Origin of the sequence: Micromonospora sp. NBRC 110037, from assembly GCF_001652995.1 — a bacterium.
Taxonomy (GTDB): Bacteria; Actinomycetota; Actinomycetes; order Mycobacteriales; family Micromonosporaceae; genus Micromonospora; species Micromonospora chalcea.
Window position 1 is genome coordinate 138,763 of the sequence record NZ_BBVA01000007.1, and the last position, 14,066, is coordinate 152,828.

The following is a 14,066-nucleotide window of genomic DNA, read 5'->3' on the forward strand; positions in this document are numbered from 1 at the left end:
TTCGGCGAACTGCTTGCCGGAGATCCGGGCATCTGGTAGTGCAATGGTCGGAAACGGCGAGGGCCGCCCCGGCTTTCGCCGGGACGGCCCTCCCCTGTGTGAGCGGGCTCTCAGCCCTCCTCACCCATCAGTTCCTTGGCCTTGGCCTTGAGGTCCTCCAGGCCGCCGCACATGAAGAACGCCTGCTCCGGGAAGTGGTCGAACTCCCCCTCGCTGATCCGGCGGAAGGCGTCGATGGTCTCGGCGATCGGGACCGTCGAGCCGGGGACGCCGGTGAACTGCTCCGCCGCGTACGTGTTCTGCGAGAGGAACCGCTCGATCCGGCGGGCACGGCCGACGGTGAGCTTGTCCTCCTCGGAGAGCTCCTCGATACCGAGGATGGCGATGATGTCCTGCAGGTCCTTGTAGCGCTGCAGGATCCGCTTCACCTCGGTGGCGACGGCGAAGTGCTCCTCGCCGACGAACTCCGGGGCGAGAATCCGGGACGAGGACGCCAGCGGGTCCACGGCCGGGTAGATGCCCTTGTCGGAGATCGACCGCTCCAGGTTGGTGGTCGCGTCGAGGTGGGCGAACGTGGTGGCCGGCGCCGGGTCGGTGTAGTCGTCGGCGGGCACGTAGATCGCCTGCATCGAGGTGATGGCCTGGCCCCGGACGGAGGTGATCCGCTCCTGGAGCTCGCCCATCTCGTCGGCCAGGGTCGGCTGGTAACCCACGGCGCTCGGCATACGGCCGAGCAGCGTGGACACCTCGGAACCGGCCTGGGTGAAGCGGAAGATGTTGTCGATGAAGAGCAGCACCTCCTGCTTCTTCACGTCGCGGAAGTACTCCGCCATGGTGAGCGCGGAGAGCGCGACCCGCAGACGGGTGCCCGGCGGCTCGTCCATCTGGCCGTACACGAGCGCGGTCTTGTCGATGACGCCCGACTCGGTCATCTCGGCGATGAGGTCGTTGCCCTCGCGGGTGCGCTCACCCACGCCGGCGAAGACCGAGGTACCACCGAAGTTCCGGGCCACCCGGGTGATCATCTCCTGGATGAGCACCGTCTTGCCCACGCCGGCGCCGCCGAACAGGCCGATCTTGCCGCCCTTGACGTACGGGGCGAGCAGGTCGATGACCTTGATGCCGGTCTCCAGCATCTCGGTCTTCGGCTCCAGGTCCGCGAAGGCCGGGGCCTTGCGGTGGATGCCCCACCGGTCGTCGGCCTCGATCGTCTCGCCCTCGGTGAGGTTGAGGCACTCGCCGATCGCGTTGAACACGTGGCCCTTGACCGCGTCGCCCACCGGCACGCTGATCGGCGCCCCGGTGTCACGCACGTCGGCGCCGCGGACCAGACCGTCGGTCGGCTGCATCGAGATGGCACGGACCAGGTTGTCACCCAGGTGCTGGGCGACCTCCAGGGTCAGCGTCTTCTCACCACCCGAAAGGGTCACGTCGACATGCAGAGCGTTGAACAGCTCCGGCATGGCGTCGCGCGGGAACTCGGCGTCGACGACCGGGCCGATGACCCGGACCACGCGACCCGTGGCCGTCTTGGTCTCAACTGCGGATACAGTCATCACACTTCACTTCCCGACGCGGCCAGCGCGTTCGCGCCGCCGACGATCTCACTGATCTCCTGGGTGATCCCGGCCTGACGGGCCGAGTTCATCTCGCGCGTGTACTTCTCGATCATCTCTTCGGCGTTGTCGGTGGCGCTCTTCATCGCCCGCCGGCGGGCGGCCGACTCGCTCGCCGCCGACTCCAGCAACGCCGCGAAGATCCGCGTGTTGATGTACTTCGGCAGCAGGGCGTCGAGCAGCGACTCCGGCTCCGGCTCGAACTCGTACGCCGGCAGCGCGCCCTCGGTCCGAGGCCGGTCCTCGACCTGCATCGGGCCGATGATCCGGGTCACCGGGTTCTGCGTCATCAGGGACTTGAACTCGGTGTAGACGATGTGCAGCTCGTCCACGCCGAGGATCCCGTCGGCGCCGGCATCCCCGTCCACGTCGTCCGCGCCGGCGGTGAACGCCTTGATCAGCGTGTCACCGACCTCGCGGGCGTCGGCGAACGTCGGCTGCTCCGAGAAGCCGGTCCAGCTTCCGGCGATCTGCCGACTGCGGAACCGGTAGTACGCCACGCCCTTACGGCCGATGACGTAGAGCACCGGCTCCTTGCCGTCGGCGCGCAGCCGGGCGATCAGCGACTCGGCGGTCCGGATCGCGTTCGAGCTGTAGCCGCCGGCCAGACCCCGGTCGGCCGTCACCAGCAGGACGCCCGCCCGCCGCACCCGCTCGCGCGGGGTGAGCAGCGGGTGGTCGATCCGCGCGTTCGAGGCCAGCGCCGTCAGCACGCCGGTGATCGCCTCGGCGTACGGCAGCGAGGCCGCCACCTTGGCCTGGGCCTTGGCGATGCGGCTCGTCGCGACGAGCTCCATCGCCTTGGTGATCTTCTTCATCCCCTTGGCGGAACGGATCCGCTGCCGGAGAACGCGTACCTGGGCGGCCATCGGATCAGCTCTCGGCCGGGCGGTCGGCGCCGTCGCGCAGGCGGGTCACCGTCTCGCGGGACTGCTCACCCTCCAGCGGCTTGGCCGGCGCCTCGTTGATCCGGACCTCCTCCTCCTTGCCCAGGAAGAGCTGCTTGAACTCGGTGATCGCCGAGTCGAGCGAGGCGATGATGTCGTCGTCCCACTTGTGGTCCGCGATCGAGGCCAGGACGCCCTCGTGCTTGTGCCGCAGGTACTGCAGGAACTCCGACTCGAAGCGGCGGACCTCGCCGACCGGAACGTCGTCCAGCTTGCCCTCGGTGCCGGCCCAGACGGAGACGACCTGCTCCTGCACCGGGTACGGCGAGTAGTTCGGCTGCTTGAGCAGCTCGACCAGGCGGGAACCGCGGTCCAGCTGGGCGCGGGAGGCCCGGTCCAGGTCGGAGGCGAAGGCGGCGAACGCCTCCAGCTCGCGGTACTGGGCCAGGTTCAGCCGCAGCGAGCCGGCGACCTTCTTCATCGGCTTCACCTGCGCGGCGCCACCGACCCGGGAGACCGAGGTGCCGACGTTGATGGCCGGCCGGACGCCCTGGTTGAACAGGTCGGTCTCGAGGAAGATCTGGCCGTCGGTGATGGAGATGACGTTGGTCGGGATGAACGCCGAGATGTCGTTCGCCTTGGTCTCGATGATCGGCAGGCCGGTCATCGAGCCGCCACCCAGCTCGTCGGAGAGCTTGGCGCAGCGCTCCAGCAGACGCGAGTGCAGGTAGAAGACGTCACCCGGGTAGGCCTCACGGCCCGGCGGGCGGCGCAGCAGCAGCGACACGGCCCGGTACGCCTCGGCCTGCTTGCTCAGGTCGTCGAAGACGATCAGGACGTGCTTGCCGCCGTACATCCAGTGCTGCCCGATGGACGAGCCGGTGTACGGGGCGAGGTACTTGAAGCCGGCCGGGTCGGAGGCCGGGGAGGCGACGATGGTGGTGTACTCCATCGCGCCCGCCTCCTCCAGCGTCCCCTTGATGGAGGCGATGGTGGAGGCCTTCTGGCCGATCGCGACGTAGATGCAGCGGACCTGCTTCTTCGGGTCGCCGGAGCGCCAGTTCTCGCGCTGGTTGAGGATGGTGTCCAGCGCGACGGTGGTCTTGCCGGTCTTCCGGTCACCGATGATCAGCTGACGCTGACCGCGGCCGATCGGGGTCATCGCGTCGATGGCCTTGATGCCGGTCTGCAGCGGCTCGTCGACCGACTTGCGGGACATCACGTTCGGGGCCTGGAGCTCCAGCTCGCGGTAGCCCTCGTTGGCGATGTCGCCGAGGCCGTCGATGGGCTCGCCGAGCGCGTTGACCACGCGGCCGAGGAACGCGTCACCGATCGGCACGGAGAGCACCCGGCCGGTGCGCTTGACGCGCTGGCCCTCTTCGATCCCGCCGAAGTCACCGAGGACGACGACACCGATCTCCCGGACGTCGAGGTTCAGCGCCACACCGAGCGTGCCGTCCTCGAACTCCAGGAGCTCGTTGGTCATGGTCGAGGGGAGGCCCTCGACGTGGGCGATGCCGTCGCCGGCGTCGGCGACGGTGCCGACCTCCTCGCGGGAGACGTCGGCCGTGTAGGAGGAGACGTAGCGCTCCAGGGCGCCGCGGATCTCCTCCGTCGAGATGGTCAGCTCGGCCATCCTCTGCTTCCTTAAGTATCTCAGGGCCCGGGATACCTGGTACCGACCGGTCCGGTGGCGACGAATCAGGGCTCAGCGCTTGGCGAGCGCGTTGCGGGTCTCGTTGAGGCGGCGCAGGACGGTGCCGTCGTACAGGTCGGAGCCGACCTGTACGCGCGCCCCGCCGAGTACGTCGGGGTCGACCGTCTGCTTGACGGAGACCTCCCGACCGTACATCTCCGAGAGGCGGGCACCGAGGCGTCGCTCCTCCTCCTCGGTCAGCGGAGCCGCCACGGTCACGTACGCGACCTGACGGTCCCGCCGGTCGGCGGCGAGCTCGACCAGCCGGGTGAGCGCACCGGTGAAGGAGCGTCCACCGAAACCAGCGAGCGCGGCCTCGACGAGGCTGACGGTGACCGGCTGGGCCTTGCCGGCGAGCAGCTGCCGGGCCAGTTCGGCCCGCCGCTCGACCGACGCCATCGGGTCGGAGAGCGTGTTGGACAGCTCGGCGGAACCGGAGACGACCTGCCCGAAGCGGAACAGCTCGTCCTCGACCTCGCCCAGGTCGCCGGACAGGTCGGCGCTGGCCAGCAGCGCCTCCACGCCGAGGCGCTCGACACCGTCGAGCAGCTCGGACGGGGCCGACCAGCGGCCGGACACCATCGACGCGAGCAGGTCGAGCGCTTCCGCGCCGACCCGGCCGCGCAGCATGTCGCCGAGCAGGCCGGAGCGGTCGGCGCCGGCCCGGGCCGGGTCGGAGAGCGCCCGGCGCAGCCGCGGCTCACGCCGCAGCAGGGCGGCGACGGAGAGGATGTCGTCGGCGGTGGCAGCCACCGCCGACGGCTCCGCGCCGCGGACGTACGCGTCGAGGCGCTCGGCCCCGGCCCGGTACGACTCCCGGCTGGCGGCCTGCATCAGCGGGCCCCCGTGCTCTCGAGACCGCTCAGGAACCGGTCGACGGTGCCCTTGCGACGCGCCTCGTCGGCGAGCGACTCACCGACGATCTTGCTGGCCAGGTCCACCGCGATGGTGCCCACCTCGGTACGCAGCTCGCGCACGATGGTGGCCCGCTCGGCGGCGAGCTGCTCCTTGCCGGCGGCGATGATCCGGTCGGACTCCTCACGCGCCTTGGCGAGGATGTCCTGGCGGATCCCGTCGGCGTCGGCCCGTGCGTCGTCGCGGATCTTGGCGGCGTCGGTACGCGCCTCCGCGAGCTGGGCCCGGTACTGCTCGAGCAGCTTGTTCGCCTCGGCCTGGGCCGCCTCGGCGCGCTTGATGCCACCCTCGATCGCGTCGACCCGCGCCTGGTACATCGCCTCCATGCGGGGCATGACGAACTTCAGCAGGACGAAGACGAGCAGGGCGAAGGAGATCGTTCCGACGACCATCTCCTGCCAGATCGGCAAGATCGGATTGTGCGCGCCTTCGGCGGCGAGATACATGTCAGACCTCCGGATCGGGAGAGCTCGCGTCAGCTAACGGCGAAGGCGAGCACCAGGCCGAACAGCGCCAGCGCCTCGACCAGGGCGAAGCCCAGCACCAGCCAGGTGCGGTTGTAGCCGGCCGACTCGGGCTGGCGGGCGCTCGACTGGATGTAGGCCGCGAAGACCAGGGCCACACCGATACCGGGCCGATGGCGGCGAGGCCGTAGCCGATGGTGTTGACGTTGCCACCGATCTCGGCAAGAACGTTCATTGCGGGTATTCCTCCTAGTTCACACGTGAGGGCTCACGTGTACGCGGTCGGTACCAGATGCTTGGCCGGGCCGGGTGCCCGCCGAGCCGGATCTCAGTGCTCGTCGGCCAGCGACGTGCCGATGTAGTTGGCGCTCAGCGTGACGAAGACGTATGCCTGCAGCACCGCCACCAGCGCCTCGAAGAAGGCCATCACGATCGCCATCGCGAAGGAGAAGACCGAGGTCGCCTGCACGAAGACGCTGCTCGACCCGAGCATCACGAAGCCGCCGACGGTGAAGACCAGCAGGAGCAGGTGGCCGGCGAACATGTTGGCGAAGAGTCGCAGTGCCAGGGTGACCGGCCGGACGACGAAGTTCTGCAGGAACTCGATCGGAATCAGCAGGAAGTGCATCGGCCACGGCACGCCGGGCAGGATGAGGCTCTGCTTGAGGTACTTGCCGAGGCCGTGCTTGCGGACGCCGACGTAGTTGTACATGACGTACGAGATGGCGGCGAGCACGATCGGGAACGCGATGTGCGAGTTCGGCGAGATCTGCAGGCCGGGCACGATGCTGAAGATGTTTGTCAGCAGGATGAAGCTGAACAGCACGGTGAGGTAGGGCGCGAAGCGGATGCCCGCGTTGCCCATCTGCTCACGGGCGATGTTGTCCCGGACCAGCCCGTAGACGGCCTCGGCGGCCCACTGGCCCTTGCCCGGCACCAGCTTCGGCTTCCGGTACGCGGCCACGAAGAAGATGATCAGCAGCGCGACGGCGATCCAGATCATGATGCTGAACTTGGTGACCCAGGGGCCGGCCACGTCCGGCGGGTAGAAATCCCCGACGCTGGGGGGCCAGGGAAGGTCCTGGGCGACGACCAGCTGTCCGCTCACCGTGTCATCCTCCGCACTCAACAGACCCGCGTGTGCCGGAACTCAGGCACTGAGCCTCTTCATGATCAGGTAGATCGCCCCGGCCGCGCCGAGCATCATGCCGACGGCGACCCCGATGCCGGCTGGCAGACCGAGGAACCGTTCCGCCAACCAGCCGAGGCCACCCCACACCAGAATGCCGGCGAGCAGGTAACCCACGACGGCGCCTGCCACACCCTCCGACGAGTGCTCGTCGGACTTGTGGGAGTGGGGGTCATCGGCCATGACGTGGCGAACAATATCAGCAGGGGCGCGCGGGGATGTGCGGCACCCCCCACACTGCGGACAGCGTGCGGGCCGTACTGCGGGCGCGTCAACCTGGCGCCACGTTACTCCTGTCGCGCCCGTCAGGGCACCCGCCGTACCGGACACGATTCAGCAAAGTCACTCGCTGTCGTCGCGACGCTCGAATGTGGGCAGCGGTGATCTCATCGCCCAGGTCAGGTGGGCACCGGTCCACGCCACCACGGCCGCGATGATCGCCACGCCCATGTCCGGCAGGCCGGGCCAGCCGGTGGCCGCCACGGCGGCCATCACCACGCCCAGGATCACGATCTTGGTGGCGTAGGTGACCAGCCCGACCGACATGATCATCCGAGGGTGGATGGCGTCCGCCCAGGCGACCGAGAGGCTGGAGATCAGGTAGCTGACGATCACCAGCGCCACCCCGGCCGCGAAGCCGGCCGCCCCGGTCGGGCCGCGCAGCAGCGCCGCCGCCGGCACCCCCACCACCGCGAGGGCCGCGCACGCCAGCAACGGTAGCCGCAGGTGGTTCAGCCGGGATCGGATCGCGCCGGGCTCACCCGCCCGTGGCGCCGTCATCGGGGGTACGCCGGGAAGGCGGCGACCAGCTCGGCGACCTCGCGGGCCACCCCGGCCAGCGCGTCGGCGCCACCGGGGGCGCCGGGATCGGTGCGTACCGCGCGCGCGATCAGCCCGGCGATCCGGCCCATCTCCCCCTCGCGCATGCCCTGGGTGGTGACGCTCGGCGTACCCACCCGGATGCCGGAGGCGACGAGCGGCGGCTGCGGGTCGTACGGGATCGCGTTCTTGTTCAGCGTGATGCCGGCGGCATCGCAGCGGGCCTCGGCCTCGGCGCCGGTCACGCCCGTCTCGCGCAGGTCGAGCAGCGCCAGGTGGGTGTCGGTGCCGCCGGAGACCGGCCGCAGGCCTTCGGCGGCCAGGCCGTCGGCGAGCGCCCGCGCGTTCGTCACCACCTGGGCGGCGTACGTGCGGAACTCCGGCTGCGCGGCCTCGCGCAGCGCGACCGCCTTGGCCGCCACCGCGTGCATCAGCGGGCCGCCCTGGGTGAACGGGAAGACCGCCTTGTCGATCCGCGCGGCCAGCGGCTCCCGGCACAGGATCATGCCGCCGCGCGGACCGCGCAGCACCTTGTGCGTGGTCGCGGTGACCACGTCGGCGTGCGGCACCGGGGACGGGATCGCGCCGCCGGCCACCAGGCCGACGAAGTGGGCGGCGTCCACCATCAGGTACGCGCCGACCTCGTCGGCGATCTCGCGGAAGCGAGCGAAGTCGATGAGCCGGGGGTACGCGGTCGCGCCACAGATGATCAGCTTCGGCCGGTGCGCCCGGGCCAGGTCGCGTACCTCGTCGTAGTCGATCGTCTCGGTGTCCGGCCGGACGGTGTAGCCGACCGGGTGGAACCACTTGCCGGAGAAGTTCACCCGGCTGCCGTGGGTCAGGTGCCCGCCGTGCGGCAGGTCCATGGCCAGCACCGTGTCACCGGGCTGCACCAGGGCGGCGTACGCGGCCAGGTTGGCGCTCGCCCCGGAGTGCGGCTGGAGGTTGGCGTGCTCGGCGCCGAACAGGTCCTTCGCCCGGGCGATGCCCAGCTCCTCGGCCCGGTCCACCTCGGCGCAGCCGCCGTAGTAGCGCCGGCCCGGGTAGCCCTCGGCGTACTTGTTGGTGAGCGTGGAACCGAGCGCGGCCAGCACCGCGGGCGAGGTGAGGTTCTCGCTGGCGATCAGTTGCAGACCGCCGCGCAGCCGGTCCAGCTCCCCCAGCACCACCTCGGCGATCTCCGGGTCGACGGTACTGAGCTGCTGGAAGTCCGGCCCCCAGAAGGTGTCCCTCGCGTTCTCCACAGCGAAGGAGTCTACGGAGCCGCAGACTGGAGGCCGTGAGATGCCTCGTCACCGGCGCGACCGGCTACATCGGCGGGCGCCTGGCGCCCCGGCTGCTGGCCGAGGGACACACCGTACGCTGCCTGGCCCGCACGGCCGGGCGGCTGCGGGACGTGCCCTGGGCGGCCGACGCGGAGATCGTCGAGGGCGACCTGCGCCGCCCGGAGACGCTGCCGTCCGCGTTCGAGGGCGTGGAAGTCGCGTACTACCTGGTCCACTCGCTCGGCCAGCGCGGCTTCGAGGCGGCCGACCGGGAGGCGGCGACCAACTTCGCCGAGGCGGCGCGCGCCGCCGGCGTACGCCGGATCGTGTACCTCGGCGGGCCGGAGCCGGCGGAGCGTGACGGCCTGCCCTCGGCGCACCTGCGCTCCCGGGCGGAGGTCGCGCGGATCCTGCTGGACAGCGGCGTGCCGACGGCGGTGCTGCGCGCCGCGGTGATCATCGGATCCGGCTCGGCCTCGTTCGAGATGCTGCGGTACCTGACCGAGCGGCTGCCGGCGATGGTCACCCCGCGCTGGGTGCGCAACCGGATCCAGCCGATCGCGGTCCGGGACGTGCTGCGCTACCTGGTCGGCTGCGCGCACCTGCCGGCCGAGGTGAACCGGGCCTTCGACATCGGCGGCCCGGACGTGCTGACATTCACCGAGATGATGCAGCGCTACGCCCGGGTGGCCGGGCTGCGGCCCCGGGTCATCCTGCCGGTGCGCCCGCTCACCCCGTCGCTGTCCTCGCACTGGGTCGGCCTGATCACGCCGGTGCCGAACGCGATCGCCCGGCCGCTGGTGGAGAGCCTGGTGCACGAGGCGGTGGCGCACGAGCACGACATCGCCGAGTACGTGCCGGACCCGCCCGAGGGGCTGACCGGCTTCGACCAGGCGGTGGCGCTGGCGCTGTCCAAGGTGCGCGACGCGCAGGTGGAGACGCGCTGGTCGAACGCGAGCGGGCCGGACGCGCCGGCCGAGCCGCTGCCGTCGGACCCGCGCTGGTCCGGCGGCACCGCGTACACCGACATGCGGGAGCGGGCGGTGGACGCGCCACCGGAGGCGCTGTGGCGGGTCATCGAGGGCGTCGGCGGCGAGCACGGCTGGTACTCGTTCCCGCTGGCCTGGTCGGTCCGCGGCTGGATGGACCGGCTGGTCGGCGGCGTCGGGCTGCGCCGGGGGCGGCGTGACCCGCACCGCCTCCAGGTCGGTGAGGCGCTGGACTTCTGGCGGGTCGAGGAGATCGTCCCGGGCGAGCTGCTGCGGCTGCGCGCCGAGATGCGGCTGCCCGGCCGGGCGTGGCTGGAGATGCGCGCCGAACCGGACGGTAACGGCGGCAGCAGGTACGTGCAGCGTGCCGTGTTCCTCCCGCGCGGCCTGCCCGGCCATCTCTACTGGGCCTCGGTGGCCCCGTTCCACGCCGTCGTCTTCGGCGGCATGGCCCGCAACATCGCCAAGGGCGCCGAACACCCGGCCGGTTAGGCGGGAGAGTCGCCCCGCAGTGCGGGGCCGAGGAGCAGTCCCCCGTCGATGACGTACTCGGCGCCGGTGATGAAGGCCGCGTCCGGCGACGTGAGGAACAACAGCAGCGCGGTGATGTCGGCGGGCTGCCCGAGTCGCGGGACGGCGAACGGCTCCGGCGAGTAGAAGTCGGCGATCGGGGCGTCGCTGCCGGCCGCCGGCTCGGTGATGAACGGAGTCTCGATCACGCCGGGGTGGATCGCGTTGACGCGGATGTTGTCGCGACCCAGCTCCAGGGCGGCGGTCCGGGTGAGCCCACGCACCGCCCACTTACCGGCGACGTAGGGCGCGTAGAGGGCGGTACCGCCCATCCCCATGGTGGAGCCGATGTTGACGATCGCTCCTCCCCCCGCGCGACGCAGCGCCGGGGCGGCCGCCTTGATGCCGAGGAAAGTGCCGGTGAGGTTGACGTCGAGGATACGAGCCCAGGTGGCCCGGTCGGTGGACTCGATGAGGGCCGGCGGGTTCTGCACCCCGGCGTTGTTGACCAGGATCGTGAGCGCGCCGAATGCCTTCTCGGTCTCCGCGACGGCGGCGACCCACGACTCCTCCCGGGAGACGTCCAGGCGGACGGACCGCGCCCGGTGTCCCAGCTCGGCGGCGAGGCCGGCGCCCCGCTGGGCGTCGATGGCGCCGATGACGACGTTGGCGCCCTCGGCGTGCAGGGCGCGAACGTGGCTGGCCCCCTGCCCACCGGTGCCGCCGGTGACGAGAACTGTCTGATTGGCGAAGCGGGACATCGGATCCTCCGGTGACGCGAGACGGATGGCGAGTCGGGCGACTCACCATGCCGACGCTACGCCCTGGGCGAATGGTGAGTCAACCCACTCGCCTCGCTATGATGGCCGCATGACCCCAGCGCCGTCGGCCTATCACCAGCGTGTGGCGGAGGAGAAGCGCGCGCTGATCGTGCAGGCCGCCACCGAGCTCTTCCTGGAGTTGGGCTACGACCGGGCCTCACTGGCGCGTGTGGCCGCCAGTGCCGGCGTGTCGAAGGCGACGCTGTTCAAGCAGTTTCCGACGAAGGCGGCTCTGTTCGACGCCATCGTCATCGACTCCTGGGCCCGCAACGAGGTCGCCGACGTGCCACCTGCCGGTGACCTGACGGCCGGATTGACGGTCCTCGGACGGCACTACGCGACGCTGTTGAGCCGGCCGGAGATGACCGACCTGTTCCGCATCGTGATCGCCGAGCTGCCACGCTTTCCCGAGCTGGCCAGAGCACATTTCGCGCAGGGCAAACTGCCGTACTTCGAGTCCGTCCGGATCTACCTCTCGGCCGAGCACGACGCGGGAGCCGCGGACGTCGCCGACCCGGAGATGGCCGCCACGCACTTCCTCGGGATGATCTCCAATTACCTGCTCTGGCCGCGCCTGGTCCTCCCGGACTGGACGGTCACCCCGGACCGCACGACAGCGGTCGTCGACGAAGCCGTCCGAACCATGGTCGCGCGATACGGCAGGCCGGCGAGCTGACCCTCAGTTGCCGGTGCGCGGGCTGGTGTGCTGGAAGGCGACCGCCTGGCCCGGCGGGACGAAGTCGCGTACCGGCTCGTCGCGCAACGCCCACGCGAGGATGCGGCCCACCGCGGCGATCTGCCGCTTCTGCACGCCGCCGCCGACCGCGTCCCGGGGGTCGTCCGGGTTCGCCGCGATCGTCGCCACCGAGAGCTGCGGCGTGAACGCGACGACCGTCTCCGTGGCGTTCCGCTCCGAGCTGCCGGTCTTGCCGGCCACCGGACGGCGCAGGCCCGGAGCCAGCTCCTCGGCCGTGCCGCCGTCGCAACGCCGGTACATCGACTGGTCGCCGACCGGGCAGCGGCTGGCGTCGGCCGCCGCGCGGGCGACCTCGGTGTCGAGCACCTGCCGGCAGTCGGTGTTCCCGGCGGGGATCTTCCGGCCGGACGGGTCGGTGATCGAGGTGACCGGCGTGGGCCGGCACCAGGTGCCCTCGGCGGCCACCGCGGCGTACGCGCCGGCCAGGTCGAGCGGCGTGGTGGCGGAGACGCCGAGCGTGAACGGGCCCCAGCTCTTCGCGCCGTCGTGGGCCATCTTCGCGTCGGCCGGAGCGCGGAACACGATGCCCAGCCGCTGGGCCATCTCGACCACCCGGTCCGCGCCGACCCGCTCGGTGAGCCAGGCGAAGTACGTGTTCACCGACCGGCCGAACGCGTCCCACATGTCCCGGTCGCCGTCCATCCAGTAGGTGTTGGCGTTCGCCGGGCACCACCGGCCGCCGCAGCTCGCCGGGCCGGCGCCGACCGGGTACTGCGTGACGTAGACGCGCGGCGCGTCGAACACCGTGTCCAGCGGCAGCCCGGACTCCAACGCGGCCAGCAGGGCGAACAGCTTGAACGTCGAGCCCGCCTGGTAGCCGGTGATGCCGCCACCGCCGGCCACCAGCTGGTTGACCGTGTTCGGGTAGTTCTGCTGACCGTCCGGGTTCGCGGCCACGCCGTACGTGCGGTTCACCGCCATCGCCAGCACCCGCCCGGTGCCCGGTTGCACCACAGCGGTCGGCGCGGCGCGCGCGATCGTCTCCGGGTAGATCTCCCGCACCTGCTCGCTCGCCTTGGCCTGCACGTCCGGGTCGAGCGAGGACACGATCGACCAGCCACCGCGGCGCAGCGTGCGCTGCCGCTCGTCCACCGTCTCGCCGAACGCCGGCTGGGCGTTCCACCACTGGGTGAACCAGTCGCAGAAGAAGCCCCAGTCGTTGTGGTCGGCGGGCACCGCGGCGCAGTCGTTCGGGGTGGTGTTGGGCGCCAGCGCCAGCTCCGCCGCCTTCGCCGCCTCGGCGTCGGCCGCGCTCGCCCGGCCGGTCTCCACCATCCGGTCCAGCACGTACGCCCGCCGTTGCCGGGCCGAATCGGCGTCGCCGTTGATCGGGTCGTCCGCCGGGGACCGGACCAGCCCGGCGAGCAGCGCGGCCTGGGCCAGCGTGAGCCGGTCCGGTGTGGTGGAGAAGTAGCGCTTGCTGGCGGCGGCGATGCCGTACGCCCCGGCGCCGAAGTACGCGATGTTCAGGTAGCGCCCGAGGATCTCGTCCTTGCCGATCTGCCGTTCCAGCGTCAGCGCGTACCGCATCTCGCGGATCTTGCGCCCGACGGTGATCTCGGTGGCGGCGGCGCGCTGCTCCTCGGTCAGCCGGGGGTCCCCGGCCAGCGCGTTGCGCACGTACTGCATGGTCAGCGTGGAGGCGCCCTGGCGGGTGCCCTCGCGGCGGTTGGCGGTGAACGCCCGCGCGACGCCGCGCACGTCGACGCCGTGGTGCTCGTAGAAGCGCACGTCCTCGGCGGCCACGATGGCGTCGCGCATCACCGGCGCCACCTCGGCGACCGGCACGTCCACCCGGTCCTCGACGTAGAACGAGGTGATGAGCGTCCGCCCGTCGTTGGCGTACAGGTTGGACCGCTGTGCCGGCTGCGGCGTCTTGAGCGCTTCCGGCAGCGCGGTGTACGGCATCAGGTTCTTCAGGCCCAGCCCGAAGACCAGCGCGGCCGGCAGCGCCGCGACGGCCAGGACCAGCCCGGCGAGCACGCCGGCGAGCACAACGGTGAACAGTTTGTCGAGATAGGCCCGGTTCATCAGCTCTCCCCGCAGGAGCCGGCCGTACGGACCAGTTCAGAATGACCCGAATGTTCGCTTTAGCCGACACCTTCCGAGAAAGGCGCAGAAAGTTCGCGAGGAAGGAT

13 protein-coding genes and 1 pseudogene are annotated in these 14,066 nt (G+C 70.9%); 2 read left to right on the top strand and 12 right to left on the bottom strand.

Going from position 1 to position 14,066, the window contains the following annotated elements; all coding sequences use genetic code 11:
- Window positions 1–110 precede the first annotated feature (110 nt).
- The 10 genes and pseudogenes from atpD to glyA all read right to left on the bottom strand — a co-directional run bounded on the left by atpD (window position 111) and on the right by glyA (window position 8,830).
- Window positions 111–1,556, bottom strand: a complete 1,446-nt coding sequence (gene atpD, locus A4R25_RS21095) for a F0F1 ATP synthase subunit beta (protein ID WP_043328657.1) — start codon at window positions 1,554–1,556, stop codon at window positions 111–113.
- Window positions 1,556–2,485: a F0F1 ATP synthase subunit gamma gene (locus tag A4R25_RS21100; RefSeq protein WP_030504728.1), complete on the bottom strand. Its 930-nt coding sequence runs from the start codon at window positions 2,483–2,485 to the stop codon at window positions 1,556–1,558. Before A4R25_RS21100 ends, atpD begins: the two co-directional genes overlap by 1 nt.
- A 4-nt stretch (window positions 2,486–2,489) precedes the next feature.
- Window positions 2,490–4,139 carry a F0F1 ATP synthase subunit alpha gene (gene atpA, locus A4R25_RS21105; protein ID WP_064447833.1) on the bottom strand — a complete coding sequence of 550 codons (1,650 nt, stop codon included), beginning with the start codon at window positions 4,137–4,139 and terminating at the stop codon, window positions 2,490–2,492.
- A gap of 72 nt (window positions 4,140–4,211) precedes the next feature.
- Window positions 4,212–5,033: a F0F1 ATP synthase subunit delta gene (locus A4R25_RS21110; protein ID WP_030504730.1), complete on the bottom strand. Its 822-nt coding sequence runs from the start codon at window positions 5,031–5,033 to the stop codon at window positions 4,212–4,214.
- The gene (locus A4R25_RS21115; RefSeq protein WP_030504731.1) at window positions 5,033–5,560 is read right to left on the bottom strand and encodes a F0F1 ATP synthase subunit B; all 528 of its coding nucleotides are present in this window, start codon (window positions 5,558–5,560) and stop codon (window positions 5,033–5,035) included. Before A4R25_RS21115 ends, A4R25_RS21110 begins: the two co-directional genes overlap by 1 nt.
- Before the next feature lie 29 nt (window positions 5,561–5,589).
- Window positions 5,590–5,813: pseudogene (gene atpE / locus A4R25_RS21120) on the bottom strand (ATP synthase F0 subunit C).
- A 93-nt stretch (window positions 5,814–5,906) separates the two neighbouring features.
- Entirely contained in the window at window positions 5,907–6,686 is a 780-nt protein-coding gene (gene atpB / locus A4R25_RS21125) for a F0F1 ATP synthase subunit A (RefSeq protein ID WP_043328655.1), read from the bottom strand.
- 42 nt (window positions 6,687–6,728) lie between these two features.
- Window positions 6,729–6,950 (bottom strand): hypothetical protein, encoded by a 222-nt coding sequence (locus A4R25_RS21130; RefSeq protein WP_030504733.1) that lies wholly within the window; start codon window positions 6,948–6,950, stop codon window positions 6,729–6,731.
- Between the two features lie 159 nt (window positions 6,951–7,109).
- Entirely contained in the window at window positions 7,110–7,547 is a 438-nt protein-coding gene (locus tag A4R25_RS21135) for a hypothetical protein (protein ID WP_064447834.1), read from the bottom strand.
- Entirely contained in the window at window positions 7,544–8,830 is a 1,287-nt protein-coding gene (gene glyA / locus A4R25_RS21140) for a serine hydroxymethyltransferase (RefSeq protein ID WP_064447835.1), read from the bottom strand. The genes A4R25_RS21135 and glyA overlap by 4 nt, the downstream gene beginning before the upstream one ends.
- Window positions 8,831–8,865: 35 nt before the next feature.
- Between glyA and A4R25_RS21145 the strand changes: the two genes are divergently transcribed.
- The gene (locus A4R25_RS21145; RefSeq protein WP_064447836.1) at window positions 8,866–10,332 is read left to right on the top strand and encodes an SDR family oxidoreductase; all 1,467 of its coding nucleotides are present in this window, start codon (window positions 8,866–8,868) and stop codon (window positions 10,330–10,332) included.
- Here the strand turns inward: A4R25_RS21145 and A4R25_RS21150 are convergent.
- Window positions 10,329–11,111, bottom strand: coding sequence for an SDR family NAD(P)-dependent oxidoreductase (locus A4R25_RS21150; protein ID WP_064447837.1), 783 nt, complete (start codon window positions 11,109–11,111; stop codon window positions 10,329–10,331). The genes A4R25_RS21145 and A4R25_RS21150 overlap by 4 nt on opposite strands.
- A gap of 109 nt (window positions 11,112–11,220) precedes the next feature.
- Here A4R25_RS21150 and A4R25_RS21155 point away from each other — a divergent pair, with 109 nt between their 5' ends.
- Entirely contained in the window at window positions 11,221–11,847 is a 627-nt protein-coding gene (locus tag A4R25_RS21155; RefSeq protein ID WP_043328643.1) for a TetR/AcrR family transcriptional regulator, read from the top strand.
- A gap of 3 nt (window positions 11,848–11,850) precedes the next feature.
- On the opposite strand, the gene A4R25_RS21160 is transcribed toward A4R25_RS21155, so the two are convergent.
- Entirely contained in the window at window positions 11,851–13,959 is a 2,109-nt protein-coding gene (locus A4R25_RS21160) for a transglycosylase domain-containing protein (RefSeq protein ID WP_064447838.1), read from the bottom strand.
- Between the last annotated feature and the right edge of the window lie 107 nt (window positions 13,960–14,066).

Excerpts from the sequence above, each read along its gene's own strand:
- atpD (WP_043328657.1), bottom strand. The coding sequence starts at position 1,556 with ATGACTGTATCCGCAGTTGAGACCAAGACGGCCACGGGTCGCGTGGTC.
- A4R25_RS21100 (WP_030504728.1), bottom strand. The coding sequence starts at position 2,485 with ATGGCCGCCCAGGTACGCGTTCTCCGGCAGCGGATCCGTTCCGCCAAG.
- atpA (WP_064447833.1), bottom strand. The coding sequence starts at position 4,139 with ATGGCCGAGCTGACCATCTCGACGGAGGAGATCCGCGGCGCCCTGGAG.
- A4R25_RS21110 (WP_030504730.1), bottom strand. The coding sequence starts at position 5,033 with ATGCAGGCCGCCAGCCGGGAGTCGTACCGGGCCGGGGCCGAGCGCCTC.
- A4R25_RS21115 (WP_030504731.1), bottom strand. The coding sequence starts at position 5,560 with ATGTATCTCGCCGCCGAAGGCGCGCACAATCCGATCTTGCCGATCTGG.
- A4R25_RS21130 (WP_030504733.1), bottom strand. The coding sequence starts at position 6,950 with ATGGCCGATGACCCCCACTCCCACAAGTCCGACGAGCACTCGTCGGAG.
- A4R25_RS21135 (WP_064447834.1), bottom strand. The coding sequence starts at position 7,547 with ATGACGGCGCCACGGGCGGGTGAGCCCGGCGCGATCCGATCCCGGCTG.
- A4R25_RS21150 (WP_064447837.1), bottom strand. The coding sequence starts at position 11,111 with ATGTCCCGCTTCGCCAATCAGACAGTTCTCGTCACCGGCGGCACCGGT.
- A4R25_RS21155 (WP_043328643.1), top strand. The coding sequence starts at position 11,221 with ATGACCCCAGCGCCGTCGGCCTATCACCAGCGTGTGGCGGAGGAGAAG.
- A4R25_RS21160 (WP_064447838.1), bottom strand. The coding sequence starts at position 13,959 with ATGAACCGGGCCTATCTCGACAAACTGTTCACCGTTGTGCTCGCCGGC.